At 51.1% G+C, this 219-nt stretch carries 1 protein-coding gene; it reads left to right on the top strand.

Annotated elements, in window-relative coordinates; all coding sequences use genetic code 11:
* A partial coding sequence (locus tag AF337_RS44625) for a hypothetical protein (RefSeq protein WP_210168082.1) occupies positions 1–219 on the top strand: 219 nt, incomplete at both ends.

Genomic DNA, 219 nt, shown 5'->3' with positions numbered 1-219 from the left:
TGACGTTCGATTTCATCGACAAAAGCCCGACCAGCAAGGATCGGATAGATTTTCATGGACCCGCGAACGCCAAAGTTAAACTAAATTTTTCCAGCAATGCTGTGGAGATCGATGATGTCTTCGTATTGGGATCGCTGAGAGGACGCGGCAATACCAGACGCCTGACGCAAGCTCTCTACATGGCTGCTGAGAAGCTTCCTCGCGCAGGCTGTCCCAGAT

Source organism: Rhizobium ecuadorense (assembly GCF_001187535.1).
Taxonomy (GTDB): Bacteria; Pseudomonadota; Alphaproteobacteria; order Rhizobiales; family Rhizobiaceae; genus Rhizobium; species Rhizobium ecuadorense.
Note: the sequence above shows the minus strand (reverse complement) of the source record. Positions and strands in the feature narration are given on the sequence as shown.